Source organism: Vibrio sp. MOR3 (genome assembly GCF_001557775.1).
GTDB classification, from domain to species: Bacteria; Pseudomonadota; Gammaproteobacteria; order Enterobacterales; family Vibrionaceae; genus Vibrio; species Vibrio jasicida.
The window spans coordinates 239,657-266,490 of the sequence record NZ_LNRD01000006.1 but is presented as its reverse complement, the minus strand read 5'-3'; the positions used below and the strand labels follow the sequence as shown (position 1 = coordinate 266,490).

The following is a 26,834-nucleotide window of genomic DNA, read 5'->3' as shown; positions in this document are numbered from 1 at the left end:
AGGAAAGCAAGATGCAGAAGTCTGCAGGTATCATCATTCAAGACGGCGCGTTGTTAGTGCTGCGCTCAAAAGGCAAAGACACCTTCTATGCGCCGGGCGGAAAACTGGATAGTGGCGAAACGTCAGAGCAAGCGTTGTGCCGTGAACTGCAAGAAGAAGTAAGCATTGTCGTGGCGGAAGATGCCTTAACGCTGTTTGGTCGTTTTGAAGCGCCCGCACACGATAAAGATGGCATTATTTTGGTTATGGATGTGTTCTTCGTTAATGATTATTCGGGCGAGGTGGTTGCCAGTAACGAAATCGCAGAGTGCCAATGGGTAGATTCTTCAAACGTGGATGACATCGCGATAAGCACGATTTTCCGCAATGAGGTCTTCCCGCGCTTGGTTGAGCAAGGACGAGTAAAATAACGCTAAATCTCGGCCAGAATAAAAACGCCCACAATGCGAACGTATTGTGGGCGTTTTACTTCTTGAATCTTTTCTACAATTCATGTTGACCTGTCTATAACTCTACAGTTTAAGATGCTTTCATCAGCGCTGAGGAAAATTACATGTATCGGATATCGGAACTGGCTGAGATGCTGGGTTCGTCTCGCACCACATTGCTCTATTACGAGAAGATTGAGCTCATCAAAGGGCAACGGTTAAGCAACGGCTATCGCGCTTACAGCGATGCGGATCTACAACGCTTGCGTTTGATCCAGCAATTGCAGAGTGGCGGACTGACGCTCAAGGAATGTAAAGCCTGTTTGGAAGCCAAAGTAGATCGCCAGTTGATGTTGGAAAGACTCAAACAGCTCGATGAAGAGATTGAGCAAAAGCAGAAATCGCGACAGCTCTTGGCAGCGCTGCTTGGTGAAACTCCGTTAACCGATTGGCATGAATCGTTGGATGAAGTCGCGCCGGATGCGCACTTGAAATGGCTGATGACGCAAGGTTTTAGCGAGAAAGAAGCCCTTCACTTACGTTGGTTATCAAAAGATATGAATACTCACGACGACTACATGGCGGACTTCTTCCGCGTATTTGAAGCCTTGGAGTTTTGGGGGCCAGGTTCAGAGCAAGATACGTTGAAAGCATTGAGCCTATTACCAACTCAACCTGATGAAATATTGGAAATCGGGTGCGGGCAGGGCATTGCGACTCGTACTTTGGCAAAACATGCACACATCACTGCGGTCGATAACGAGGAGCCGTCTTTGCTACGCCTACAAGGCAAAGCTGAGGCTCTTGGCTTAAGTGACAATATCACCACGGTGTGTGCGAGCATGACAGAACTGCCATTTGCAGAAGGCTCGGCCGATGTCATTTGGGCGGAAGGCAGTGCTTACATCATGGGTGTGGCGAACGCATTCAAAGCATGGCACCCATTGCTTAAGGACGGCGGTATCTTAGTGGTGAGTGATTTGGTTTGGAACACGGATACACCAAGCGAAGATACGGTGGCGTTCTGGCAAAAAGAATATCCAGATGTGGGCAGTGTCGAGAAGCGTATTGCGCAGGCAAAAGCAGCAGGCTACCAAGTGTTAGAGACATTCCCAATTAGCCAACAGGCATGGGATAACTACTACGTTCCTTTAGGTGAGCGTGTGCAAAGTTTGAAAGCTGAGATGCCAGCGTCACAAGCATTAAAAGACATACAAGTTGAATTAGATATCGTTAAACGCCGTGGAAATGAAGTGGCGTATCAGATGTATATCTTACAAAAAGATTGATAGAAAAATGAACGAAACAACAAATCAAAATACTCAAAAATCTAACTACACACTTTCTCAATATGAGAGAGGCATGAGCAGCGAGATGATCGCTTTGTTTACTCAAACCTTTTCTGATTCTGAAGGCGAAGCAGAAGGCAAAACCATTGGCGCATTAGTCGGCGATTTGTTAACTACAACGTCAGAGCAAGAATTGAAAGGCTTTGTTGCGAAACAAGGTGAACGCTTGATCGCAGGCGTGTTGTTTACACCGCTACGCTTTGAGAATGGTGAAGTGGGTTACTTATTGTCGCCAATGGCAACACTAACAGAGTGCCAAGGCAAAGGCGTAGGACAAGCCCTTATCAACTTTGGCCTTGAACACTTGAAACAGCAAGGTATCGAGTTGGTGTTTACCTACGGCGATCCTAACTTCTATTCGCGCGTTGGTTTCCAACAAGTGACGGAAGCGCAATTCAAAGCGCCTCATACTTTGAGCTTTCCGCATGGTTGGTTGGCACAATCACTTGTAAGTGAATTGACGCCAATCCAAGGCACATCCTCTTGCGTGCAAGGTTTGGATAGTCCTGCTTACTGGTAACCCATTAAGCTAAGGCAATTGTTTATCTAACCTGAACGAAAAGCCCCTCTGCGATGAACTTGCAGAGGGGCTTTTAATACGTTCTATAAAGGTCAACAGACCTTAATGTAGAGATAGGTATTACTTCACGGTAAGAACCATCTTGCCTACGTGTCCCTTCTCTTGGAATGCCGCTTGCGCTTGGTTGATGTCTTCCAGTGGGAATGTCTGTGCGACTAATGGTTTGATATTGCCTTGTTCAATATGATGAACCAAGTTTCCAAACACTTCAGGCTCAAGGACGGTACAACCAAAGAAGCTGAGATCTTTGAGATACAGAGTGCGAACGTCTAGCTCAACCATCGCACCGCCAATGGCACCTGATACCGCGTAACGACCTTTCGGGCGCAAGACTTCAAGAAACTGTGGCCACTGGTCGCCAGCAACCAAATCAATCACCACATCGACGCTGTTATTGCCAAGCGCTTCAACAAGATTTGCATTACGTGGCACGACTTCACCTGCGCCCAGTTCCAGCACTTGTTCATTTTTGCTTGGGCTTGTGATGGCAATAACAGTAGCACCGCGCGCTTTGGCGAGTTGAATCGCTGCAGAGCCCACACCGCCGGAAGCACCAGAAATCAGGACTCGATCTCCTTTGGCAACACGAGAGCGAGTGAGCATGTTTTCTGCCGTTGAATACGAACATGGGAAAGACGCAAGTTCAACGTCAGTCAAATCCGTCTTTAGCTGGTAGGCGTGCTTAGCTGAGATCACGGTGTATTCTGCAAAACCACCATCGCATTCTGAGCCAAAGTACCAAGGTGGATTAATGGTTTCGCCATTTACATCGCTTAAGCAAGGCTCAATCAGAACGCGTTCACCGATGCGACGTTCATCTACCATACCGCCAACGGCAACAATCTCGCCACAGACGTCAGCGCCTTGAATGCGTGGGAGAACCAATGCATTGCCGCTCCAACTTGCATCCTCGCTATCGCTGTCGCCTTTTGAATACCAGCCGATACGCGTATTGATATCGGTATTGTTCACGCCTGCAGCGGATACACGAATCAGCACTTCATTCTCTTTTGGTGTTGGGACAGGAATATCTTGGCGGTATTCCAACATTTCTGGTCCGCCGTGACCGGTCAATAGAACACCTTTCATTGTGGTTGGTAGCGTTGTCATGATTAATCTTCCTTTAGCAATCTTAAAACAGCTTGTTGCGCAGAGTTCAGAGCCTCGTTACCCAGTACTGGCCAAGCGCTGGACACGCCTTCGTGCAATAAGAACAGCTGCGTGGCGAGGTCTTGGCGAAGGCTCTGTTTACCCAAAAATTGTCGAACGTCTTCTTTGTGCGCTTTCACGGTTTGGTTGATGATGTCGTGCTCGGGAAATGCCGCAATCGCGTTCATCGACATGCAACCATGCGGTGCGTAGTCTTCCATCCATTGCTTGAGCTTGTTGAATACGTGTTGAGTCGCTTCTAGCCCGGCTTGTGGCGAGTTATCCAGCAGGAAGTTTAAGTAGCGCTGGTGGCGGTGTTCTAACGCGGCCACGATCATGTCTTCCTTAGATGGGTAATGCTTGTACAAGGTGCGTAGGCTAACGCCACAGGCAGTCTTGAGCTGTGCCACACTAGGCTCGGCAAATCCAAGCTCGCTAAAAGCTTGCTCTAAACTGGCAGCGATCTGTTCTTTCAACATAGCGTCTTCTCATGAGTAGAATGATTGTTCTACTTTTAGGGTAGAGCGATCGTTCTACTTGTGTCAATGTAAATCGAGAAATAAAAAAACGGAGCGCAAAGGCTCCGTTTAAAATCATTGAGTTAGATCTAATAAGTTTGGTATTGGTCGACAATCAATTGACTGATCTGAGCAATCACTTGGTTTCTTGCTTGCAATGACAAGTCTGTCTCTGTGATATAGATGCTGACATAAATCGGCTTATGATTCTCTTTCCAAATCATCGCTGTCACGCCCCTAGAGCCAAAACCGCCAGCGCCAGAGCGGTCGGCAATCGACCAACCTTTCGGTAGGACTGAACGAATAAGTGGATCCGAAACCTTATTATCCTGCATCCAAATTTTAAGTTGGATGCGAGATTCGTAAGATAGCGCATCGCCTTCTAGCAGAGTGTGCAGAGTGTTTACCATGGCGTTAGGTGTTGTGGTGTCTTGCTTATCGCCTGGTTTGGCTTCATTCAGTCTTGGCTCAAAACGGTCCAACCTCGTCGCTTTGTCGCCAAGAGAGCGTAAAAAGAGCGTGACCCCTCGTGGACCACCAATGCTGCGTAATACGATATTTGCTGCGGTGTTGTCACTCATGAGCATCGCTGCTTCACACGCGTGTTCGATGCGGGTGGTTTGACCTGCCATACGATCCATGACAGGTGACCATACCACCATGTTACGTTCTTCGACTTTCGCAGTGGCGTTTTTATCTAGCTTTCCGGTGTCCATTTGATTCAGCATTGTGGCACAGGCAAGAGTTTTGAAGGTACTCATCATCGGGAAGCGTTCATCGCCTCGGTAATCCCAATGCTCGTTACTTTGTGTATCCCAAATCGCCACACCGATTCGACCCGCGATGTGTTGTTCGATGGCAGAGATGTCTTCGTTCAGTTTGGCGGCGTATGTTGCACTCGAACAGACTAACAATCCGAGTAGCAGAAATAGCTTTTTCATTATTGATTTTCTTAGTGTTATTTATTCCAGTTCGCATCTTGGCGAATTTAGCCGGAACTATAACGAGTGAATACTCTAATGACTGTTAGATTATTGTCTTTTTTCTGTAGGAATCCTTGCATATGTCGAGCTTTACCCGCTTTTACTCTTATTGACGTTGCTTTACATGTGAAGCGCTAAAGTAAAGTTGTCGATTAACCGAGTAACCAATCATGAAAACATTCCGCAATCTCATCTGGGCAATGATCGCCGCGATGTCCGTATTATGGTTTGCGATGGAACCGCAGCTTTTCTCTTCTACCAATGTCTTTGAATGGCGATCTGCCATGATCCAATATTCAGGCATTCTGTCTTTGATGCTGATGTCGATCACCATGGTGTTGGCAATGCGTCTTCCTGTGGTTGAAAACTGGCTGCACGGCATGGACAAAGCGTATCGAGTGCATAAATGGCTCGGCATTGGTGGCGTTGCATTAGGTCTTGCGCACTGGCTTTGGTATCAAGTGCCGAAATGGTTAGTCATGTCTGGTGTATTAGCAAGACCAGAGAAACACACAGGTACAGGGCCGGAGGGTAACCTCTCTGGAATCGAAGCTTGGGTTCATGGTCTGCGCGACCTTGCTCAAGGCATGGGTGAGTGGGGCTTTTACATGCTGTTGGTTTTGCTGGTGATTTCTCTATGGGGCGCAGTGAAATACAAACCCTTTAAACTATCGCACCGCTTTATGTCGGTGGCGTATCTACTGATTGCGATTCACTCCGTACTGCTGCTCAAACGCGCGTATTGGGGCGAGCCTATTTACTATCTTACTGTTGGTTTTGCAGTCGTCGGTTCGGTTGCCGCACTTTCCAGTTTGTTTGGCTTTGTTGGTCGCCGTAATAAACATTCTGCGGTTGTGGCGTCGACACGTTATTTCCCTCTAGCTGAAGTGATGGAATTGGTCGTGAAACCAAATGGGTCTTGGCAAGGGCACAAAGCGGGGCAATTTGCTTACTTACGTTTTGGTGATGAAGATGCGCATCCGTTCACCATCGTCTCTAGCAGTGAAAGTGATGAATTACGTTTCCTAATCAAAGAGCTAGGCGATTTTACTACCGGCTTGTATGAGCGCGTAAAAGCGGATGATGCTGTAATGGTAGAAGGGCCCTACGGACGTTTGGAATTTGATTTAGAGAAACCTCAAATCTGGATTGCTGGTGGGGTAGGGATTGCTTCTTTCTTTGCTGCTTTGGAAGCATTGAAAGTGCAAGCGCAAACTAGCGACGTTCATTTGTTTTACTGCAGTCGCGGTATCGACGGTCAGTTGGTCGATGAACTGTGGCACTTAGCGCACCAAGCAAGCGTCAAACTGCATGTGATAGATACCATGAAATCGCCACGTTTGAATGCTGAGCGTATTGCGGCTCAGTGTGGTGATTTGAACCAGTATGAAATGTACTTCTGTGGACCAGAAGCGTTCTCAAAAACACTGAAAAAAGAGCTGGATGCGCATCAATTTAATATTGAGCAGAGTTATCACGAAGAGCTATTTATTATGCGCTGAGTGTCAAGATTGTTAGTCATGAGTTAGCTCAGCGGTGAGCTTTTTAAGCCTCAATTTCGAAATTCAGAAATGGGTAGGGTAATAAGCAAATCCAAACCGAGAGAGTAAAGATGACTATCACATCAAAACGCATTCTAGCGCTAACAACATTGGCAACAGTGACCGCTTCTGGCCACGCATTGGCAGAAGGACGTAATAATTCGATTGAAGCGGGTGCGACCTTCGTTGGCGACCACGAAATGTACACCTTGGGTTACAGCCGCGATGTGGGCAACAACATTGTCACCGGCGGTGGTATTTTTGTTGGTTCTGACGCAATTGATATGCCAGTAAAGAACGATCAAGACGCTTGGGGCATGTACGCGAACATTGGCTACCGCTTTGAAATTGCTGAGTTCGATATCATTCCTAAGCTTGGTATCAACTACTTTAATGCGGACGTTGATATCAATAGCGGCACCCACTCAGGCCAGAGCATGAACATTGATAGCGTGTACGCTTCTGTTGGCGGTACGGTTAACTGGCGCATGGTTGGTCTAACAGTTGATTACGGTAAGATCAACGACTCAGCGGTTAACCCGATCAATGGTAAAGAATTTGAAGAAGATGTGGTTCGCGCTACGTTGAGCTTCAACTTCTAACGTTTTTCATCGACCTTTATATTTTTGTCGTTTTATTTTTACTGCACACACTGCTTGTTTGCCGCCTGTACCGGGCGGCTTTTTTGTATGTCCAGTATGCCAGTAATGACCATTGAAGTTACAAATCGTTGAGAATATCGGATAGGTGCTTTTCTAATTTCACTATCGTTGGGTGTTGATAATAGCCACGGTGAAATTGCAAACCAATATCGAAATACATCTGTTGATTGTTTTGAATCAACGGAATCTTTTTGATGTTTTGTGGTAACACTGAGTCAGGCAAAGTAAAGCAAATCATCACGTAATCGGTTTTAGTTAGCCAGTCCAACGCTGCATGAACAGAGGGGACGGTGAGGCGTTTGGTTAGCGCGAAACCCAACTGACGTTTCACTCTCTCATAGTAAATTGCATCATCGAGCGCGCCCATGGATACTCGTACTAACTTTTCACTTTGTAAGCGCAGAATATCAACTTGTTCTGCTTGCCAGAGTGGATTGCTCTTTGAGGTATAGAGATACAGGCCAAGTTCGCCAATTTTTCTTTCTACCACACGCTCATTCATCACCGAAGGGTAACCTGAAATCCCAACTGCAAGTGACCCTGCTTTGGGAAACTCAATACCGTCTAAATTCCAGTCAACCATAGAAAAATCGTCAACATTTTCATGTTGCTCAAGCAACTCTAGTAAAGGAGTGGTTAGAAGAGCACTAAGAGGATTAGGGACGAAGAAACGAAATTGCGTTGGTTGAGAGGCGGCTTCAAGTACATTGATTTGAGTCTGTGCTGACTCTAGCTGTTCAAGCGGTTCTTCAATAAGACTCATAAGTTGGCTGCAAAACAACGTAGGTTGGTAAAGCCCCTTATTGGCGATAAACAACTCATTTCCAAACAACACTCGGCAATCGGCTAATTGGCGATTAAATGTTGCTCGACTGATATCGAGTGTATGACACACTTTCGGCATCGATTTTTGTTCAAAGATCAAATGCAAAAAGCGGTATAGATTGAGGTCGATAGAGTGTTTCACAAGAGCCCTTTAAATAAAAAAAACACATCGATTAATACGACATTGTGTGTTGATTTAAGGTTCAAATTTGAGTCTCTTAACCGTCAAAAATGCGCACGTAATCGACGTATTCTGAGAGTGGTAAATCGACGTATTCATTGCTCGGAGGTGTCATGCTTAAAGATCTGGTTGGCTTATTCATTTTGGTGCTTTTGCTTAGCGCTCCAGTGCTTGCAGAAGAGAGAGAACCCTTTATCGCCGGTGGCGTGACGTTTTTGGATAAGCATGAGGTCTTAAGTGTAGAGATGGGTGCAGAAGTGTTACCCAATATCAATTGGTCACTCGGCTTCAATGCACCGATAGACAGCGGTGAACAAGAGCACTTTGGTACGCATTGGGCAGAGAAGCAAGTTTGGGGATTACATACTGCGTTGGGCTACGAAATTCGCGTAAACGATGTGTTGGCGATAACGCCGCGTATCGGGTTGAATTACAACAATGTCGAGATCGAGTATTTTGAAGAAGAGACGGGTGAGTATGTCGACACAGACAGCCAAAACAACGTTGAACCAACCTTAGGTGTCAAAGTCGATATTGCCAGTGTTGGACTTATTGTTGAAGGCTACAAAATTGACGAGGACATCAGCTTATCGGAGGAAGATGAGATGGCGGTTCGAGTTATGGCAGCCTATAACTTCTGAGCTGACGCCACTGCGTAAGCATGGATTCAGAGAAAAAAAGGAGCTGAAATATCAGCTCCTTTTTGGTGTGCAAGTACGATTTACAGCGTAATGTTCTTCGTCATGCCTGCTTCTGCATGGCCCGGAATGTTGCACGCGAACTCAACGTTGTGGTCACCGTGGAAATGCCACAACAACTGCTTCGCTTTACCCGGTTCTACCGTCACAGAGTTGCCCGAGTCGTGCATATGATCACCGCTCATTGTCTTCATCATTTCGCGATGTTCTAGCTGCTCTTTAGCCGAACCGATTGTGAACTCGTGGTTGATCTTACCGGTGTTCATCACAACAAATTGCACCACATCGTTTGGCTCAATTTTAACGTCTTTCTTGAACTTGATGGTCATGTCATCACCCAAGATAACGTGTACCACCTTGTCTGGCTTAGCCCCTTTTGCTGGCATACCAACGGCTGACATACCCGGCATGTCCATCATGTTTGAATGGTCCATTTTACTGTGGTCCATCTTCATGCTGCTGTGGTCCATATTTTCATGCTTCATGTTGCTATGATCCATGTTCGCGTGGTCCATGTTTGAATGATCCATTTGGGCAAACGCAGTCGTTGTTGTTAGGGCTAGAGCAAGAGTAATTAGTGTCTTTTTCATTTTTATATCCTTGTTTTAATTCATTAATAACTTGGTTGCTTCCCCTCAAACGTATTGATTGAGGGGAAGGTATGGATTAAGCCTTGTTGCCAGTGCGATCTGTGCTGTCGGCGTTTTCGATTTGGTTGCCAGTTTGCATGCTTGCTTGACTCGGAGTTGAGTTACTTGAGCGCAACTCACGTTGTTTCCACAGCTTGAAGATGGCTGGAAGCACTAACAGCGTCAGTAGTAGTGCCGATGCCATACCACCAATCATTGGTGCGGCGATACGTTGCATTACTTCTGATCCTGTCCCTTCGCCGTACATGATCGGAATAAGGCCAATAATTACTGTCAGTACCGTCATCATTACTGGGCGAACACGCAGGCCTGCACCTTCACGAATGGCATCAGTTAGGTCTTTCGCTTCAAGCTTCTGTTGGCTCTCTTCCGCATCGAGTTTTTTGTAGTGCCATGCTTGGTTTAGGTAGACGAGCATGATGACCCCAATTTCAACCGCGACGCCTGCGAGGGCAATAAAGCCGACCCCAACAGCAATCGAGAAGTTGTAGTTGAGGATATGCATGAGCCACAAACCACCAACCATAGCGAGTGGTAGAGTAAGCATGATGATCATCACTTCGCCAACGCGACGGAAGCTGAAGTAAAGCAGCAACATAATGATGGCGATGGTGATTGGTACCACGACACTCAAGCGGTCTTTTGCACGCTCCATGTATTCGTATTGACCAGACCAAGCCAGCGAGTAACCCGCAGGAAGTTCCAATTGATCAGCAACAACCTGTTGCGCTTCTACGACGTAAGAGCCAAGGTCACGACCATCGATGTCGACAAATACCCAGCCGTTTGGACGCGCGTTTTCTGTCTTGATCATCGGAGGGCCGTCTTCGTAACGAATGTCCGCTACGTCAGCCAGCGCAATACGAGCGCCATTTGGTGTCACCAATGGTAGGTTTTGCAGTTTAACCACGGAGTCACGGTAGTCTTGTGGGTAACGAACGTTGATTGGGTAACGCTCCAAGCCTTCAATGGTTTCACCCACATTCATACCGCCCACCGCAGTAGAGATCACCTGCTGAACGTCTTTTATGCTCAAGCCATAACGTGCTGCGGCACGACGTTTAATGTCGATCGTGACATAACGACCACCTGCTACACGCTCTGCATAAACCGATGCGGTGCCCTGTACGCCATTAAGAATTGGCTCTAACTGAGAACCGATCTTCTCAATCACTTTCAGGTCAGGGCCCGCGATCTTAATGCCGATAGGGGTTTTGATGCCCGTTGCCAGCATGTCGATACGCGTTTTGATAGGCATTACCCAAGCGTTCGTAAGACCAGGGAACTGAACCAGCTTGTCGAACTCTTTGCGTAGTGACTCGGTTGTTACCCCTTCACGCCATTGAACGCGTGGCTTCAACTGAATCACGGTTTCAATCATGGTGAGTGGCGCAGGATCGGTTGCAGTTTCAGCTCGGCCAATCTTGCCCCATACGGTTTTCACTTCTGGAACGGTTTTGATCAGCTTGTTGGTTTGTTGTAGAAGCTCACGCGCCTTACCAATCGAGATACCCGGATAGGTCGTTGGCATGTACATCAAGTCGCCCTCATCCAGCGGCGGGATGAACTCGCTACCCAGTTTACTGGTAGGGTAGTAAGCCGAAGCCATCAGACCTAATGCGATAACAATCATGGTCTTAGGGTATTTTAAGCTGGTGTTCAACAGCGGACGGTACAATGCGACCAAGCCACGGTTAACCGGGTTTTTGTGCTCCGGTAACACCTTACCGCGAATGAAGTAGCCCATAAGAACAGGGACGAGTGTGATTGCCAAACCTGCTGCCGCTGCCATGGCGTAAGTCTTAGTGAACGCAAGCGGCGAGAACATCTTGCCTTCTTGGCCTTCTAAGGCGAACACCGGTACGAAGCTAAGAGTAATGATAAGCAACGAGAAGAACAGCGGTGCGCCAACCTCTTCTGCGGCTTTGCCAATTACTTGCCAGCGGTTCTTGTCGGTTAGTGGCGTTCGTTCAATGTGCTTGTGAACGTTTTCAATCATTACGATTGCACCATCCACCATAGCACCGATGGCAATCGCAATACCACCCAAGGACATGATGTTGGCGTTGATGCCTTGCCAATGCATTACGATAAACGCAGTGAGAATGCCAACCGGTAGACTCAGAGCGATAACCAATGAAGAACGAATGTGGAACAAGAACAGCGCACACACAATCGCAACGACGATGAACTCTTCTGCAAGCTTCTTCCATAGGTTTTCTACCGCTGAATCGATAAGGGTAGAGCGGTCGTAGGTTGCCACAATTTCCACGCCTTCTGGCAGGCTGCGTTGTAGGTCTGCTAGCTTGTTTTTGACTTTCGCAATCACTTCACTGGCGTTTTCACCAAAGCGCATCACGATAACGCCACCGACCGCTTCACCCTCGCCATTCAGCTCTGAGATACCACGGCGCATTTGTGGACCAAGGTTAATGTCTGCGATGTCTCCTAATAGCAACGGCGTGCCTTTCTCAGTGACTTTGAGAGGCAGTGATTTGATGTCTTCAATGCTGGTTAGGTAACCCGTGGTACGAACCATGTGCTCGGCTTCGGCCACTTCGATAACGGACGCGCCGGTTTCTTGGTTACCGTTTTGGATTGCCATGTTCACTTGTTGCAGAGTGAGGTTGTAAGCACGAAGCTTGGCAGGGTCAATCTGCACTTGATACTGCTTCACCATACCGCCCACGGTCGCAACTTCAGAAACGCCATCAACGGTTTGCAATTCGTACTTCAAGAACCAGTCTTGCAGGCTGCGAAGATCGGCCAAATCATGCTTGCCGGTTTTGTCTTGTAATACGTAGCTGTAAACCCAGCCCACACCCGTTGCATCAGGACCTAGCGTTGGTTTTGCGTTCGGTGGCAGCTTTGGTGCTACTTGGCTTAAGTACTCCAACACGCGTGAACGTGCCCAGTACATGTCGGTATCATCGTTGAAAATGATATAAACGTAAGAGTCACCAAAGAAGGAGTAGCCACGAACTGTCTCAGCACCCGGCACGGCAAGCATGGCGGTGGTGAGTGGGTAAGTAACTTGATCCTCGACGACTTGAGGAGCCTGACCCGGATAGCTTGTCTTGATGATCACTTGCACATCAGAAAGATCCGGAATCGCATCAACAGGCGTATTCTTTACACTGTAAAGTCCGCCTAATACAAGGGCTAAGGTCGCGACCAACACTAGGAATCGGTTGCTCAGTGACCAACGAATAATAGCATTGATCATAATTAACCCTCGACGGCTGTTGTTGCAGGAACTAGCTGTTTAAGAACGTAGTCAGATCCTTGTTTTTCAACTAGAAACCGAACTTTCTGTCCTTCTTCAAAACCCGATAGATCAACGTCTTCACCCACAGAGAAGTTCATCTCGCCCGCATCCCAGTTCCATTCTGCAACCGGTAGGTGGTTTAAGGTGATCATGCCAAAATCAGCCATCAGCATCGTGATGTCACCAGTTAGCCAAACTTCTGCTGCAATGACGCTGTTGTCTGCCCTATAGTCAACGATTTGGTACTGACCGGACTCCGTCTTTTGCATTTCAAATTCGATAGCCTGACCTTTTTTCAAGTCACCCATCTCAACGCCATCTGCGAAAGTGAAGTTCATTACCATGCCCGGCCAATCCCATTCTGGTACAGGCTGGTGGTCGATGGTCAGCATGCGGTGATCTTTCATTACGTCTGTGATCTCACCTTTGGCCCATGCTGTTTCCGCCGCTGCTTCTACACCATTGATGCGAGACAGATCCGCCGACTGGCTTGATTCAGAGTCGAGCATGAAGTGAGATGAAGTAACGATCTTATCGCCTTGTTTAAGTCCTTGTAATACTTCGATTTGTTCGCCAGCTTCACGGCCAACTTCAATTCGAGCAGAACGGTATTTGCCATCACCTTCCGCCAGAACAACGCGAGTCATACCGCCAGAGCGGATAACAGATGATTTAGGAATCGTTAATACTGCGTCGTCAGTGACAGGCTGCAGGGCAATATTGGCGAACATGTTTGGCTTCAATGCGCCATCTGGGTTAGGGAATTTAAGACGCACGCGCAACGTACGTGTTTTCGGATCTAGGATTGGGTACACGTAATCTACGACACCTTGCCATTCATTGCCCGGAATCGCGTCAAGGGTCATCGTGGCTTGAGAACCGGCTTTCATCCAGTGTGCTTGACGCTCAAATACTTCCGCATCAACCCAAACATTGTCCAAAGGACCCGCACTGATAACCGCTTGAGCAGGGGACAAATAGCCACCTTCACGCACGTTTAAGCTCGCGATAACGCCATCAGCAGGCGCTTTGATTTCAATGGTTTGCGATGCTTTACCACTACGAGTAATGGATTTGATTTGAGCACGGTCAACACCAAGCGTTACCAAGCGTTCGGTCGCGCCTTTTACAAGACCTTTGCGGCCAGTGCGGTACGCATTCAGCAATTCTTCTTGTGCTTTAACCAGTTCTGGAGAGTAGAGCGTGAAAAGCACATCGCCTTTCTTCACTTTCTCACCCACGGCATTGATGTAGAGTTTTTCTACCCAACCTGCCACACGAACGTTGGTTTGCCATAACAGACTTTCATCAAAGGCAATATAACCAACTGTTTCGATGCGTGGTGACAACTGTTGCAGTGTCGCGTTTGCAGTTTTAACCCCGAGGTTATTTTCTACTGAAGGGTCAATAGTCACTGTACCCGGTGCATCTTGTTCACCGGATAGGTCTTCTGCGTAAACCGGAATCAAATCCATGCCCATTGGGGACTTACCCGGCTTGTCGCGTTTGTAATTCGGATCCATTGGGGCAACCCAGTAAAGTGGATCATTGGAGCTTGCAGCAGATTTGCCACCCATCGCACTCATGTCGTGAGCCGAGCCCGTAAGAAAATGATTAGCACCAAACCCCAAAGCACCACCAACAATCAGCGCGATGGTTGCAATCTTAAATGTTTTCATTGTTTTACCTTATTTTCCCCTTCACATTTGACGCTACAGCGTTGTTGCCTGCTCTCGTTCACCCAAATCACATAGAGGCTCCCTTAGTTTGTTAGGGAAAGTGCTCATGGGATTCTCTCGTTTGCCGCCTAGCTGTAGCCCCAACTGTCTTGGGGAATCACAAATTAATATGTCGAAATAGAGCGAGCTTCCGGTGAAGCCACTTGGTAGTCGAAACCACCGAGTAGGGTGGCTAAATTGCTGTTTGCGATGTTGAGATCGGTCAGCAGACGTTGTTGCTCCAATTGCAGAGCCAACTCGTCTGTGGTGGCAGAAATTACATCGTTAAACTGCGCTGTGTTGTTTTGATAACCCCGCTCAACGGCTTGAATGCGCGCTTTCGCTTGAGGCAATAAGGTGGATTGATAACGTTCTAAGCGTTGGGTTAAGTTGCCGCGATCAACCAGCAAAGTGTTCACCTTGGCATTCATCTGCGTTAGTAAGGTGTCTTTTTGCGATTGTGCCGCGCCAACTTGGTATTGAGCGGCAGCAAGATTGCGATCTTGGCGGTCACCAGTGAACAGTGGAATGTCCATGGTGAGGTAAGCGCTAACCAAATCAGAGGCGGGCTCACCCATCATGTTGTCGGCTTGGCGGTAGGCGTACATTACTTCGACGCCAAATTGCGGGTTGTAGGCTTGCTCAGCAATTTCCACCTGAGTTTTATTGGCAGAGATGCTGACGTCGGCCATCTTAACCATCGGGTGTTGGCTGAGTTGCTGATAATGCTTGGTGGACCCCTGACTGGCAGCAAGTTTGCTGTTCAGTGTGTCCCAGTTCAATTGATTGCTCGCGTGCAGAGCCTGTTCGTTTGCCAACCAGTCTGATCCCAACCATTCGGAGAGTTGAGAGATAAGACGACGTTGCATTTGTGCATTGGCTTGCAGTTTCTCATCCAACTTGCTGACTTGAAGTTGGGCGTTGAGCAGATCTTGCGCTTCACTCTTACCAATCGAATAGTTGGTTTGAATAAAGCTTTCCATCTCCTTCATCAACTTGCGGTTCTCAAGCATGATTTGCTCCGCGCGTTGCTGGTAACCAAGCTCTAACCAAAGTTGGGTCATGCTGTTGGCCACCTCAAGCTCACGAGCATGAACTTGAAGCCCAAGGCCGTCAGCTTGTTGATTGGCTTTCTTCTGCTGTAAATCAAGCGTAGAACCACGCTCAAACTGTTGCATTAAACCAACGGAGATGTTGGTCATTGGGTCTTCATCGAATTTGAAGCTGTCGACAGGCAAGCCACCAAAACCCACTTTCAGTTTTGGGTCCATCAAGGTCGCACTCGCGACGCCCGTTTCACGCATGGCAGCAGATTGCGCTGAGTATTGCTTACGATTGCCATCGTTACTCAAAGCGACGTTGATCAGTTGGGCAAGCTTGGTCGTTGAAGCTCGCTCACTTGATGCGGAACTTTGCGCTGTGTGCGTCTCTTTACCTGCGGCGTTAACCAAGGTTGGTGCAGCGACCAGAGCCACCATAAAAATAGGTGCAGCTAAGCGGTATGGTTTGATATCCATAATCTAAATCCAGTGTTCGCCGGATCGATGGAGGTGCGGATTTTATTGCGGGAACAGTAAAGCCTTGTTACCTCATCGTTCAGGCGCATTAAAACAACCTGCGATACACGTGCAGGGTCGAATGCTAGGACGGATTTAGGCTATAGGAGGTCGGTACAGGTCGCGGCTGACGTGTACGACTGGGGAAGCAACTTCAGGAGTAATGGTTGCGCGATAGACGACGGGCATTGGGCTATTGTTAGAATTCGGTAGGGGGACGAAAACTATCGTACACGCGGCAGTACAACAGGTATGAACCATGCCGGAGCCTCCACCACAGTTCATGCTGCTTTCTCTTGCATCGCCATCTTCGGACATAGAAGCGTCAGTCATGGAGACGTCCATCATGCCAGGCATACCGCAGTGTTCGCTGTCACTCATCATAGAAGGATGGTGAGCCATGCCAGTAGACATCATTTGAATATTCATCAACGGCTCACTGTTCGCCACACTAGATACCAATAGCACTAGCGTCGTGAAGAGAGTTAACCAGATTGTATGCAGCGATTTTAAGTGCATACCCTTTCCCATGTGTTTGATGAAAATGATGAAAACCCTTCGATTCTAAAGGTTAACCTAAGGGTAAGGTCAATCATTTATTACTCTTATTATCAAAATAGTCCAACCCTTCAGTTTTCGCACTTTCGAGGGAGTAAAACGTTTGTTAAACACCGAGTGTTGAAAGTTAGCGAAAGAAGCCCTCGCTTTTTATGACACGTGAAAAATGTGGTTTATAAGTTTTACATCACACTAACTTGTCTTACAAATGATTATCCTTATAGAATGCATGGTTTTACTTGTGCAGATTTGGATTTGCTTTGCTGCGGGGGTTGCATGATAGAAATTGTCATCGATGGAAAATATAGAATTGTAGAAGAGGGTCTAACCCTTTTAGAAGCAGCAAAAGTGTGTGGGGTCGAGATTCCATCGCTGTGCGGAATGAACAAAAGTAATGAAAAAGTACCCTGTGACTTGTGTGTGGTTGAAGTCGAAAGCGGCGGTACTAAGCGTGCGTGTGAACTCGAAGTTTACCGCGGCCTTAATGTGGTCACGCAATCAGAACAATTAAGCGAGCACCGCAGAAAAGCACTTAACCGCATCATGACGGACCATTACGCCGATTGTGAAGCGCCATGTAAAACCGCGTGTCCTGCGGGCGTGGATATCCAATCGTACCTTTATCACATCGCACAGAACGATCATCAAAAAGCGATTGAAGTGATTAAGCGTACGCTTCCTATGCCACTATCGATTGGTCGTGTGTGCCCTGCATTCTGTGAGAGCGAATGTCGCCGCTCGTTAGTCGATGAGCCTATTGCAATTCGTCAGCTAAAACGTCATGCCGCGGATGCGGATTTGTCTGCGCATGAAGCCTACGTACCAGAAAAGAAACCAAGCAAAGGTTTGAACATTGCCGTCGTCGGCAGTGGCCCTGGTGGTCTAACGGCTGGCTACTACTTATCGAACGAAGGCTACGACGTTACGGTCTTTGAATCCATGCCAAAAGCGGGCGGTTGGTTGCGTTATGGCATCCCAGAATACCGTTTGCCAAAAGACATTCTAGATAAAGAAATCGAACTGATGTGCCGCAATGGCATGCAAGTTCACACCAATCAAAAGCTGGGTGTGGATTTCACGCTTTCTCAATTGAGCGAAGAATACGACGCAGTGTGTTTGGCTGTCGGCGCGTCTCAAGCGGTCGAAATGCATTACACAGGCAGTGACCTTGAAGGTTGCTACTTAGGCGTTGATTACCTAAAAGATTACGTTACCGAGCAAAACTATGTAACGGGTCAGAAAGTCGCGGTGATCGGTGGTGGTAACACGGCAATTGACTGTGCTCGTACTGCGCGTCGTGCTGGTGCAGACACCACGTTGATTTATCGTCGTACTCGTGACGAAATGCCGGCAGAAGACTACGAGATTGTCGAAGCGGAACATGAAGGGGTGAAATTCCACTTCTTGACCAACCCAGCAGAAAACCTTGCCGATGAAACCGGACGCGTGAATGCGATTCGTCTAGAGCGCATGGCGTTGGGTGAGCCGGATGCATCTGGTCGTCGAAGCCCTAAACCAACTGGCGAGTTCTTTACCGAAGAATTCGACACCGTGATTGCGGCAGTATCGCAAAAGCCAGATCTGAGCTTCCTCGAAGGCGAAGATTTGTCGATTCCACTTACGCGCTGGAACACCTCTGATGCAGATGAAAAGACCATGCACACAGGCACGGGTAACATCTTCAGTATTGGTGATTTCCGCCGTGGTCCAGCAACGGCAGTTGAAGCCGTGGGTGATGGTCGCGTTGCGGCAAAAGCCATTGATCTGTTTTTGAATGGCGATATGGCGGATATGCCAAAGGCGGCGTTCAACTCACGAAAAGAGAAGAAACTCTCTCAAGTCGATCCGCTTCACTTCGAGAACATCCAAAAAGTCGCTCGTTCTATCATGCCTGAACTGACTCCAGCACAACGCGAGCAAAGCTTCGCTGAAGTGGAGTTGGGCTTTGATAACGAAGAAGCAATGAAGGAAGCTGCGCGCTGTCTAGAATGTGGTTGTCAGGCAAATACCGATTGTGCGCTGCGTGATTACTCCACCGAATATGAAGCTGAGCAAAGCTTTGACTTCTCTTTGCAGATCAAATCGCATCAAGATTGGTTAGATCTTCGTGCGAAAGACTTGCGTCATAAGTACGAAGTTGATCGCAGTTCTGAGTTTATTGAGTTTGATGCCAACCGCTGTATTAGCTGTGGTCAGTGTATCCAAGCGTGTCGCGACAAAGCCGTGCACGGTGTACTGAACTTTGTGTGCGACAAACAAGGTCGTCCGGCATTACGTCCTGACGATCGTCCACACTTTGGAAGTAATAAGAATGGCTTAACCCTAATGGGCGATTCGAACTGCGTGCAATGTGGCGCGTGTGTTCAAGTGTGTCCAACAGGTGCGATGGTCGATAGTCGTGACCGTTCGCAAGGTCGTACTGAAGATCTGAAAGCGGTCGACACCATTTGTACATACTGTGGTGTGGGTTGTAAGTTGACTATGTTCGTGGACGAAGCAACCAATACGATTCGTTACGTTAAAGGCGGTGACTCGCCGGTTAACCAAGGCATGCTGTGTGTGAAAGGGCGCTTTGGTTTTGATTTCATTGGCAGTGAAGAGCGTCTTACCACGCCATTGATTCGTAAAGACGGTTGGTTGCAGCCTGCAAGTTGGGAAGAGGCGATTCAACTGATTGCGAGCAAGTTCTCTGGCATCAAGCAAGATTTTGGCAGCAACGCATTGGCGGGTTTCTCTTCAGCGAAAACCACCAACGAAGACAACTATGCGTTCCAAAAATTTGTCCGTCGTGAACTAGGCACTAACAACGTCGACCACTGTGCGCGCTTGTGTCACGCATCGAGTGTAACCGGTCTTGAGGCGTCACTGGGTAGTGGTGCAATGACCAATGACATTCCAAGCATTAAGCACTCGGATGTGATCTTTATTATCGGTTCGGATACTACATCGGCACACCCGATCATCGCTTCACACATCAAACAAGCAATTCGTCACCACGGCGCTCGCTTGATTGTGGCTGATCCGAAACGTGTCGATATGGCAGAGCATGCTGAGTTGTACATGGCGCACCGTCCGGGTACGGATGTGATGCTCCTAAATGGTGTCATGCAGCAGATCATTAAGAACGGTTGGTACGATCAAGAGTACATCGAAGATCGTGTCGACGGCTTTGATACCTTACTGCAAGAAGTGATGTCGCCAGCTTACAACCTCGATAAAGTGGAGTTGGTTACGGGCGTTAAAGCTGAAGACATTCAAGCAATGGCGCGCATGATCGGTACAGCAGATCGTACGGCTGTGTACTACTCGATGGGGATTACTCAGCACACGACAGGTCATGACAACGTGCGTTCTATCGCCAACCTGCAATTGCTGTGTGGCAACATCGGTATTGAAGGTGGTGGTATCAACCCGCTGCGTGGTCAATCAAACGTGCAAGGCGCGTGTGATATGGGCGCTTTGCCAAACAGCTTCCCAGGCTACCAAAAGGTATACAACCCAATTGTGCGTCAGAAGTTTGCGATTGAATGGAACGCGCCAAATCTGCCTTCTGAGCAAGGTCTAACCTTGACAGAAATCATTGATGCGGCTTGCCATCGTGACGTTCGTGGTATGTACATCATGGGTGAGAACCCAGTGTTGAGTGACCCGAACCAAGCGCATGTGATTGAAGGTTTAGAAGCACTCGATTTCTTGGTGGTTCAAGACATCTTCCTAACGGAGACTGCACAATACGCGGATGTGGTTCTGCCTTCTTGCTCGTTTGCAGAGAAAGCGGGTCACTTCACCAATACGGAGCGTCGTGTACAGCGCGTGAATCCGGTTGTCACGGCGCCGGGTGAAGCGAAAGAAGATTGGTGGATTATTCAAGAAATCGCCAATGCCATGGGCAGTGATTGGGACTACCACTGCGTGTCTGATATCACTAATGAAATCGCACGCGTGACACCTCAATACGCGGGTCTTCGTTGGGATGCAATTACGCCAAACGGTGTGCAATGGCCGAGCAATAAGAACAACCCTGCGGGTACTCGCATCATGCACCAAACCCAGTTTACTCGTGGTAAAGGGCAAATGGTGGGCGTACCGTTCCGTTATGCGGCTGAGCTGCCAGATGAAGAGTATCCACTGGTGCTTACTACAGGTCGTGTACTTGAGCAGTTCCATACCGGTACTATGACGCGCAAAACCAAAGGGTTGGATAACCTTGCTGGCCCTCGCGCAATGGTGAGTGTGGAAGACGCAGAAGCGCTTGGCATCAGTAATGGTCAGCGTTTGACGGTGTCGACACGTCGCGGCAGCATTGAGATTGATGCCTTTGTGACTAAGCGGATTCAAAAAGGTGTGGTGTTCATTCCTTTCCACTTTGTTGAGTCGCCGGTTAACCGTTTAACGACAACGGCGACTGATCCGCATGCGAAGATCCCTGAGTTCAAGGTCGCTGCGGTTAAAGTGGAAGTGAGCGAAAAAGTTCTGCTCACAGAGCCTGCAACGGAAGCGGTTCATTCCATTTAAGCCAATCTGTTTAGATACAGGTCAGCAGCGCACTGGCGAGTTGGGCGATTACATATAAGCTTATGATATGTAATCGCTAAATGAGCCGTGCGTGTGCTGAGAGTCATTCAATGGATTGTATTGTTTCTACCCGCTTCAATTTGGCTGGTGACAAGGCAATATAATGATATTTGGTGGGCGGAGAATCTAACCTCGATTCCCGCTCTTCTTTTATTCGTCTATCTAGGTTTTACTCTGGTACTTTTGGTTTGTCGTCACTGGGCGAAAGCCATTTTCTCTACTTTAATCGGCTTCGCTTCTATTGCGTATCTCTTACCCACTCAAATCACAAACAACCAAACCTGCGAAAATCCGCTGACGATAGTCCAATTCAACCTGTTCTACGAAAATCCGGACATCAATCAGTTCATCAATTACTTGCTTAAACACCCTGCGGATTTGGTGGTGATGCAAGAGCTCTCGCCTCAAGTGGGGGAGAAACTTCATCTTCTCGACGATATTTATCCTTTCTATTATGGCGGCCAGCGCGGCGTTGGTTACCCTTCAAATCAGATGATTTTGAGCCGTTATCCTTTGGAGCCAGTTTCGATTTATCACACCCCAGATGGTCAAGAGGTGATTCGAGCTACATGGCAAGTGGACAACCCTATTACCCTGATGACGGCGCATCCTCCTTCGCCAAGAACTGAGCCGTTATGGCAACGCCGCAATGCACTGATTCGAACCATAGAAACTCTTACTGATTTGTACCCAACACCAGAAATGATCGTGATAGGGGATTTCAATCTTTCTGCTGCAAGCCCTAGGTTTAATGAGCTGTTTTCTCGTTTCCAAACTCAACCTGTTGCCAGTTGGCCAACATCAGTGAAAGGCTTGCCGGTTCCTGCTTTCGCCATGATAGGGATTGATCACCTCTGGCTTAAATCGGAAAGCGTAGAGAGGACCATTTGTTCTCGCAAGTCGGCAAGCCATCCAAATGGTTCTGATCATCGCTTGGTAACGACGGTGATAGGTAACGTTCTGAATTAATTCCTGTTTCATTCTCAAGATTGTGACCTAAATCCGTTCACCCCTGACAAAAGCGGTCTTTACTTTATACACCATGCTCCTCTTTCTTATTTGGAACGGGATTCCATAACTAAAGCAGTAAATAAACTGGTGATATAAGGGTTAGAAATGAAACCATTGAAACGAACGTTAGTGGCAGGTGTCATCCTAGGGTTAATTGGTACCGTGGCAGGATGCAGCCCAGCAGAAGAAGCGAAACAACCACAACAAGAGCCAAAACCTGAGGTTCAGGCAGAAGAGCAAGCTCAAGCAACTGCGCCTGTGGAAAGCGGTGAAACGATCTATCTGGCTGAAACCATCATCACAATGGATGAAGACCAACCTCGTGTAGAGGCAGTTGTAGCGGACGATGACGGCAAGATTGTCTTTGTTGGACAAGAAGCGCAGGCGCTGAAGCAGTTCCCAAATGCGGATAAAGTCGACTTAGAGGACAAGGTGATCATGCCTGGCTTTATTGAGCAGCACCTTCATCCGTTCCTTGGTGCACTTACGCTGAGCATGCCGGTCATTGCTCCTGAAGAGTGGCAGTTACCAAGCCGTACTTGGCCAGCGGTGAATGGACATGAAGAGTATCTGGCCGCGCTGACTGCCGTTGAAAAAGAGATGAAGGCTCCAAATGAAGTATTGTGGACGTGGGGCTACAACAACTTCTTCCATGGTGAATTGACGCGTGCTGATCTTGATAAGATCTCGAAAACACGTCCAATCGGTGTATGGCATCGTTCGGCACATGAGTTCTACGTCAACTCTGCCTTTATTGAAAAGTTTGGTCTTAACCAAACAGATATTGATAAGCAAGGTAAAGAGGTAGCAGCTCAGTCAGACCTGGAAAATGGGCATTTCTGGGAAGGTGGTGCACTGATTTACTTGTTACCGCGTATCTACAAAGACCTTGGTAGTGAAGCAAGATTCCGTGCCGGACTAGAGCAAATGGTAGAAATGCTGCACGAGAAAGGGGTAACAGCTTACAACGAACCTGGCGCGTTCATACCAGAGGATATGGTGGGTCTGTATAAAGAGATCTTGGGGGCTGATGAAACGCCAATGTACTCCTTCTTTACACCAGAGAGTAAGTCACCGTACTTCTTGAAGGGCAAAGAGGGTGTGGTTCAAGCGGTTGAAGAAATCACCAAAACCTTCCCTGATGAAGGCAAAGTTCGCTTCTTTAAAAACCAAGTTAAGCTACTGTTCGATGGCGCGATCATCTCTCAGTTAATGATGATGAAAGACGGTTATCTGGATGGCCACCATGGCGAGTGGATTCAAAGTCCTCAAGAAGTTGAAGACATCACCAAGCTGTTCTGGGAGAAGGATTACCAAATACTCGTTCATGTAAACGGTGATGAAGGCGTTGAAAAGCTGATTGAAATTTTGAAACGTCGTCAAGCTGAATACCCACGTGATAACCACCGTTTTACGATTGTTCATTTTGCCAATTCGACCGACGAGCAAGTCAAGGAACTGAAAGAACTCGGAGCTATCATCAGTGTGAATCCATATTACGTCACTGGCTTTGGTGACCGTTTTGGTGAAGTCGGTTTAGGTGAAGAGCGTGCTCATGCCATGGTGCGTCTGGCGACCATAGAGAAAGAGCAGATCCCAGTCTCATTGCATTCAGATATGCCAATGGCTCCGGCTGATCCTCTATTACTTGCTTGGAGCGCCGCTACCCGTCAAACCAACAATGGCAATGTATTACGCAAAGACTTGGCCCTATCTCGTGAAGCCGCATTAAAAGGCATCACTATAGAAGCCGCGTACTCTTGGGGAATGGAAGACACCCTCGGCAGTATCGAGGTAGGTAAGGTTGCCAACTTTACGGTACTCGAAGAGGACCCTTATAAAATCGACATCAACAAGCTAAAAGACGTACCAATTTATGCCACTGTCTTTGAGAACAAGCTATTCCCTATTGATAAGTAAAAGTAACTTTTAGCACTAAAGAGCTGCAAGGTGTCTAGTTATTTAGAATTAGGTTAAATCAGGCGACGGCTTGTCATGGAATTGACCGACTCTGACCGTCGCCTGTTATTTGGGTGAATTCTTTAACCTAAACTTCATCCGCTTCCTATACTGAAATTATAGAGAAAAGCAGAAATTCATAACGATAAGAGGCAACTTGCATGACAAGAACTACCTCAGCAGTGTTAATTATTATTTTGATGAGCGCCTATTTTGCCTATAACCGTTTCTACGTTTATCCGCAAAAGCTGGAAACACAGGCGGAATCAATGCTGATCCAAATGGCCAATCGAGAAGAATGGCTTGATGTTCCACAGATGATGGAACGTGTCGATGCGCACAAAGCACACTTAGAGCTGGATGCCGACATCACTTCAACCAGTGGCAAGCGTGCTTATGGTGAAGGCTATATTACTTACAGTGACCGCAGTAGGAACGTATGCAAACAAGTGGTTTTTAATTTTAAAATCAACTCGTTGAGAAACTACATTATCTCCGATTTGCACGATTGTTCACTCGGTGAGTATTATTGATGCTCTACTCGCTTTGATCAATAACGTCTCCGAATATGGAGGCGTTATTGTTTCTTGTATCACAAGTGTTAATCGAGAGATTTCTTAAAGCGCAATGAGGCGATGACCAATCCGACGACAGTAAAGCCCAGTAGCCAAACCGTATCTCGCCATAGCTCCATTAAATCTGCACCACGCAACACCACACCACGAATAATGCGCATAAAGTGAGTCGCTGGGAGCGCTTCGGATATCCATTGTGCAGCAACGGGCATCCCCTCATAGGGGAACATAAATCCGGACAGAAGAATCGATGGCAAAAGAATAAACACCGTCATCTGCATGGCCTGAAGCTGTGTCGTCGCAATGGTGGATATCACCAAACCTAAAGTTAAACTCGCGGCGATAAACAACAGCGTGCCAAACAGTATCTGACTAATGGCGCCGTTTATCGGCACACCAAATATCCAGTGCCCCAAGCCTAAAATGATAAACACCTGTATCAGACCAACAAAGATGTAGGGAATGATCTTCGCCACCATGAGCTCGATGGAGTGGATTGGCGTAGTAATCAGTAACTCTAAATTGCCACGTTCCCGTTCTCGAACAATGGCTGCACTGGTGAACAAGATCATCGTCATGGTCAGAATTACGCCCAATAAACCAGGGACAATGTTTACCGCCGAGCGTCGACTCGGATTGTAATACAGCGCAACTTCAAAGGTTTTGGTTGGGGCAGGGCGTATCTCAAAATCAAAATCCGTTAACGGCATGGTTTGTAGTGAGAGAATCGCTGAGCTGATCATGGTGTCTGAACCATCTACAATCCACTGGCCAAGCTCTCGACCTTGCACCATACGTTGGGTTAAGTCGCTAGGTAGAATTAAAGCCGCTCGTACCAAGCCGTCTTGAATGGCTTGCTCGGCTTCTGATGCGGTAGCGAAGGTTTCGACCACATCGACCACTTGCGTGACTTTGACGGACTCGGTAATCACGCGTCCGGCAGTACTGCCACTTTGATCGACGACGCCAACGGGAATGTTGCGAATATCGGTATTAATGGCAAAGCCGAACAGCAGAAGCTGAATCAGGGGGATCATTACGACCATGCCAAAGGTGATTCGGTCACGTGAAAGCTGACGGATCTCTTTGATCATCACCGCTTTCATACGGGCAATAGATTTCATCATTGGCGACCTTCTCCCGTAACACTGACAAACACATCTTCCAAGCTCGGGCGAGCAATGTTCATCTCGCAGCCCTCAAGCTCAGGAAAGGTTTGAGTTAACCATTCGATCGGTTGTTCGATGTGCTGGTGGATCAAAATGCGTAAGCGAATGCCGAGCTGTGCGGCTGAGCGTACCTCTTCGCGCTGAATGACTTTCTCTTTTAGCTCGCGTAAATTATCCGCTTTGACTTCGACGATGTTAACGCCCATTTGCGCCATGAGTTCTTCTGGCTCACCATCGGCGCGGATTTCGCCTGATTCCATAATCGCTAGACGATGGCAGCGCTCTGCTTCATCCATGTAATGCGTAGTGACCAAAATCGTCGTGCCTTGGTCAGAGAGATCAAACAATTGCTCCCAGAAATCGCGTCGGTTCTCTGGGTCAACCGCAGATGTGGGTTCATCGAGAAACAATAGTTCTGGTTTGTGCATGGTGGCTGCGGCGAGAGACAAGCGTTGTTTCTGGCCGCCACTCATTCCGCCGACGCGCTGTTTACGCAACTGGTCGAGACCGTAGGTGGCTAGTTGTTCTTCGATGCGAACTTTTAGGGCCTTGGTTTCCATACCAAAGATTTGTCCAATAAACTCAAGATTCTCTTGAACCGTCAGGTCATCATAGAGGGAGAACTTTTGCGTCATGTAGCCAATCTTGAGGCGCAGAAGCTCAGATTGTTTTGGGATCTCTAGCCCGAGTACATCGACATTGCCCTCACTTGGGCTAAGCAAGCCAGTCAACACTCTAATGGTTGTCGATTTACCGCAGCCGTTGGGGCCAAGAAAACCATAAATACTGCCTTTGGGCACATTAAGCGTGATGTTGTTGATGGCGGTGAAGTCACCAAACTTTTTCACCACATTTTCAGCTTGAATCGCGTATTCGGTCAT

Annotated in this window: 21 protein-coding genes; 10 read left to right on the top strand and 11 right to left on the bottom strand. The window is 47.7% G+C overall.

The window, feature by feature from the left end:
* Positions 1-11 precede the first annotated feature (11 nt).
* From ATB76_RS14515 to ATB76_RS14505, 3 genes are all read left to right on the top strand, one after another.
* Positions 12-410 carry an NUDIX domain-containing protein gene (locus ATB76_RS14515; RefSeq protein ID WP_061035562.1) on the top strand — a complete coding sequence of 133 codons (399 nt, stop codon included), beginning with the start codon at positions 12-14 and terminating at the stop codon, positions 408-410.
* Positions 411-553: 143 nt separating this feature from the next.
* The gene (locus ATB76_RS14510) at positions 554-1,717 is read left to right on the top strand and encodes a MerR family transcriptional regulator (RefSeq protein ID WP_061035561.1); all 1,164 of its coding nucleotides are present in this window, start codon (positions 554-556) and stop codon (positions 1,715-1,717) included.
* A 7-nt stretch (positions 1,718-1,724) separates the two neighbouring features.
* Complete coding sequence (locus tag ATB76_RS14505) at positions 1,725-2,297, top strand: N-acetyltransferase (RefSeq protein WP_081094917.1); 573 nt, start codon at positions 1,725-1,727, stop codon at positions 2,295-2,297.
* Positions 2,298-2,417: 120 nt separating this feature from the next.
* Here the strand turns inward: ATB76_RS14505 and ATB76_RS14500 are convergent, their stop codons facing one another.
* The 3 genes from ATB76_RS14500 to blaCARB all read right to left on the bottom strand — a co-directional run bounded on the left by ATB76_RS14500 (position 2,418) and on the right by blaCARB (position 4,965).
* A complete protein-coding gene (locus ATB76_RS14500; protein ID WP_179946837.1) occupies positions 2,418-3,470 on the bottom strand; it encodes an alcohol dehydrogenase family protein in 1,053 nt (350 codons plus the stop codon).
* Positions 3,470-3,985 (bottom strand): TetR/AcrR family transcriptional regulator, encoded by a 516-nt coding sequence (locus ATB76_RS14495; RefSeq protein WP_005435424.1) that lies wholly within the window; start codon positions 3,983-3,985, stop codon positions 3,470-3,472. Before ATB76_RS14495 ends, ATB76_RS14500 begins: the two co-directional genes overlap by 1 nt.
* Before the next feature lie 128 nt (positions 3,986-4,113).
* Positions 4,114-4,965, bottom strand: a complete 852-nt coding sequence (gene blaCARB / locus ATB76_RS14490; RefSeq protein ID WP_038865209.1) for a CARB/PSE/RTG family carbenicillin-hydrolyzing class A beta-lactamase — start codon at positions 4,963-4,965, stop codon at positions 4,114-4,116.
* A gap of 212 nt (positions 4,966-5,177) precedes the next feature.
* On the opposite strand from blaCARB, the gene ATB76_RS14485 reads away from it, so the two are divergent.
* Positions 5,178-6,509, top strand: coding sequence for a ferric reductase-like transmembrane domain-containing protein (locus tag ATB76_RS14485; protein WP_061035559.1), 1,332 nt, complete (start codon positions 5,178-5,180; stop codon positions 6,507-6,509).
* 110 nt (positions 6,510-6,619) lie between these two features.
* Positions 6,620-7,150, top strand: a complete 531-nt coding sequence (locus tag ATB76_RS14480; RefSeq protein WP_041056864.1) for a hypothetical protein — start codon at positions 6,620-6,622, stop codon at positions 7,148-7,150.
* A gap of 118 nt (positions 7,151-7,268) precedes the next feature.
* Here the strand turns inward: ATB76_RS14480 and ATB76_RS14475 are convergent, their stop codons facing one another.
* A complete protein-coding gene (locus tag ATB76_RS14475; protein ID WP_061035558.1) occupies positions 7,269-8,177 on the bottom strand; it encodes a LysR substrate-binding domain-containing protein in 909 nt (302 codons plus the stop codon).
* Positions 8,178-8,329: 152 nt separating this feature from the next.
* Between ATB76_RS14475 and ATB76_RS14470 the strand changes: the two genes are divergently transcribed.
* Positions 8,330-8,857: an autotransporter domain-containing protein gene (locus ATB76_RS14470; RefSeq protein WP_045407875.1), complete on the top strand. Its 528-nt coding sequence runs from the start codon at positions 8,330-8,332 to the stop codon at positions 8,855-8,857.
* 80 nt (positions 8,858-8,937) lie between these two features.
* Here the strand turns inward: ATB76_RS14470 and ATB76_RS14465 are convergent, their stop codons facing one another.
* The 5 genes from ATB76_RS14465 to ATB76_RS14445 all read right to left on the bottom strand — a co-directional run bounded on the left by ATB76_RS14465 (position 8,938) and on the right by ATB76_RS14445 (position 16,625).
* Positions 8,938-9,504 carry a hypothetical protein gene (locus ATB76_RS14465; RefSeq protein ID WP_061035557.1) on the bottom strand — a complete coding sequence of 189 codons (567 nt, stop codon included), beginning with the start codon at positions 9,502-9,504 and terminating at the stop codon, positions 8,938-8,940.
* A gap of 76 nt (positions 9,505-9,580) precedes the next feature.
* A complete protein-coding gene (locus tag ATB76_RS14460; protein ID WP_061035556.1) occupies positions 9,581-12,790 on the bottom strand; it encodes an efflux RND transporter permease subunit in 3,210 nt (1,069 codons plus the stop codon).
* Positions 12,791-12,792: 2 nt separating this feature from the next.
* Complete coding sequence (locus ATB76_RS14455) at positions 12,793-14,511, bottom strand: efflux RND transporter periplasmic adaptor subunit (RefSeq protein WP_061035555.1); 1,719 nt, start codon at positions 14,509-14,511, stop codon at positions 12,793-12,795.
* A 164-nt stretch (positions 14,512-14,675) separates the two neighbouring features.
* Positions 14,676-16,067, bottom strand: coding sequence for a TolC family protein (locus ATB76_RS14450; protein WP_061035554.1), 1,392 nt, complete (start codon positions 16,065-16,067; stop codon positions 14,676-14,678).
* 135 nt (positions 16,068-16,202) lie between these two features.
* Complete coding sequence (locus ATB76_RS14445) at positions 16,203-16,625, bottom strand: hypothetical protein (RefSeq protein WP_061035553.1); 423 nt, start codon at positions 16,623-16,625, stop codon at positions 16,203-16,205.
* Between the two features lie 315 nt (positions 16,626-16,940).
* Between ATB76_RS14445 and fdhF the strand changes: the two genes are divergently transcribed.
* The 4 genes from fdhF to ATB76_RS14425 all read left to right on the top strand — a co-directional run bounded on the left by fdhF (position 16,941) and on the right by ATB76_RS14425 (position 24,742).
* A complete protein-coding gene (gene fdhF / locus ATB76_RS14440) occupies positions 16,941-21,179 on the top strand; it encodes a formate dehydrogenase subunit alpha (RefSeq protein WP_061035552.1) in 4,239 nt (1,412 codons plus the stop codon).
* A 93-nt stretch (positions 21,180-21,272) separates the two neighbouring features.
* Positions 21,273-22,208 (top strand): endonuclease/exonuclease/phosphatase family protein, encoded by a 936-nt coding sequence (locus ATB76_RS14435; RefSeq protein WP_061035551.1) that lies wholly within the window; start codon positions 21,273-21,275, stop codon positions 22,206-22,208.
* A 147-nt stretch (positions 22,209-22,355) separates the two neighbouring features.
* A complete protein-coding gene (locus ATB76_RS14430; RefSeq protein ID WP_061035550.1) occupies positions 22,356-24,170 on the top strand; it encodes an amidohydrolase in 1,815 nt (604 codons plus the stop codon).
* Positions 24,171-24,370: 200 nt separating this feature from the next.
* Positions 24,371-24,742 carry a hypothetical protein gene (locus ATB76_RS14425; RefSeq protein ID WP_171374330.1) on the top strand — a complete coding sequence of 124 codons (372 nt, stop codon included), beginning with the start codon at positions 24,371-24,373 and terminating at the stop codon, positions 24,740-24,742.
* A 68-nt stretch (positions 24,743-24,810) separates the two neighbouring features.
* On the opposite strand, the gene ATB76_RS14420 is transcribed toward ATB76_RS14425, so the two are convergent.
* Positions 24,811-25,908: an ABC transporter permease gene (locus ATB76_RS14420; RefSeq protein WP_038882101.1), complete on the bottom strand. Its 1,098-nt coding sequence runs from the start codon at positions 25,906-25,908 to the stop codon at positions 24,811-24,813.
* Positions 25,908-26,834: an ABC transporter ATP-binding protein gene (locus ATB76_RS14415; protein ID WP_061035549.1), complete on the bottom strand. Its 927-nt coding sequence runs from the start codon at positions 26,832-26,834 to the stop codon at positions 25,908-25,910. The genes ATB76_RS14420 and ATB76_RS14415 overlap by 1 nt, the downstream gene beginning before the upstream one ends.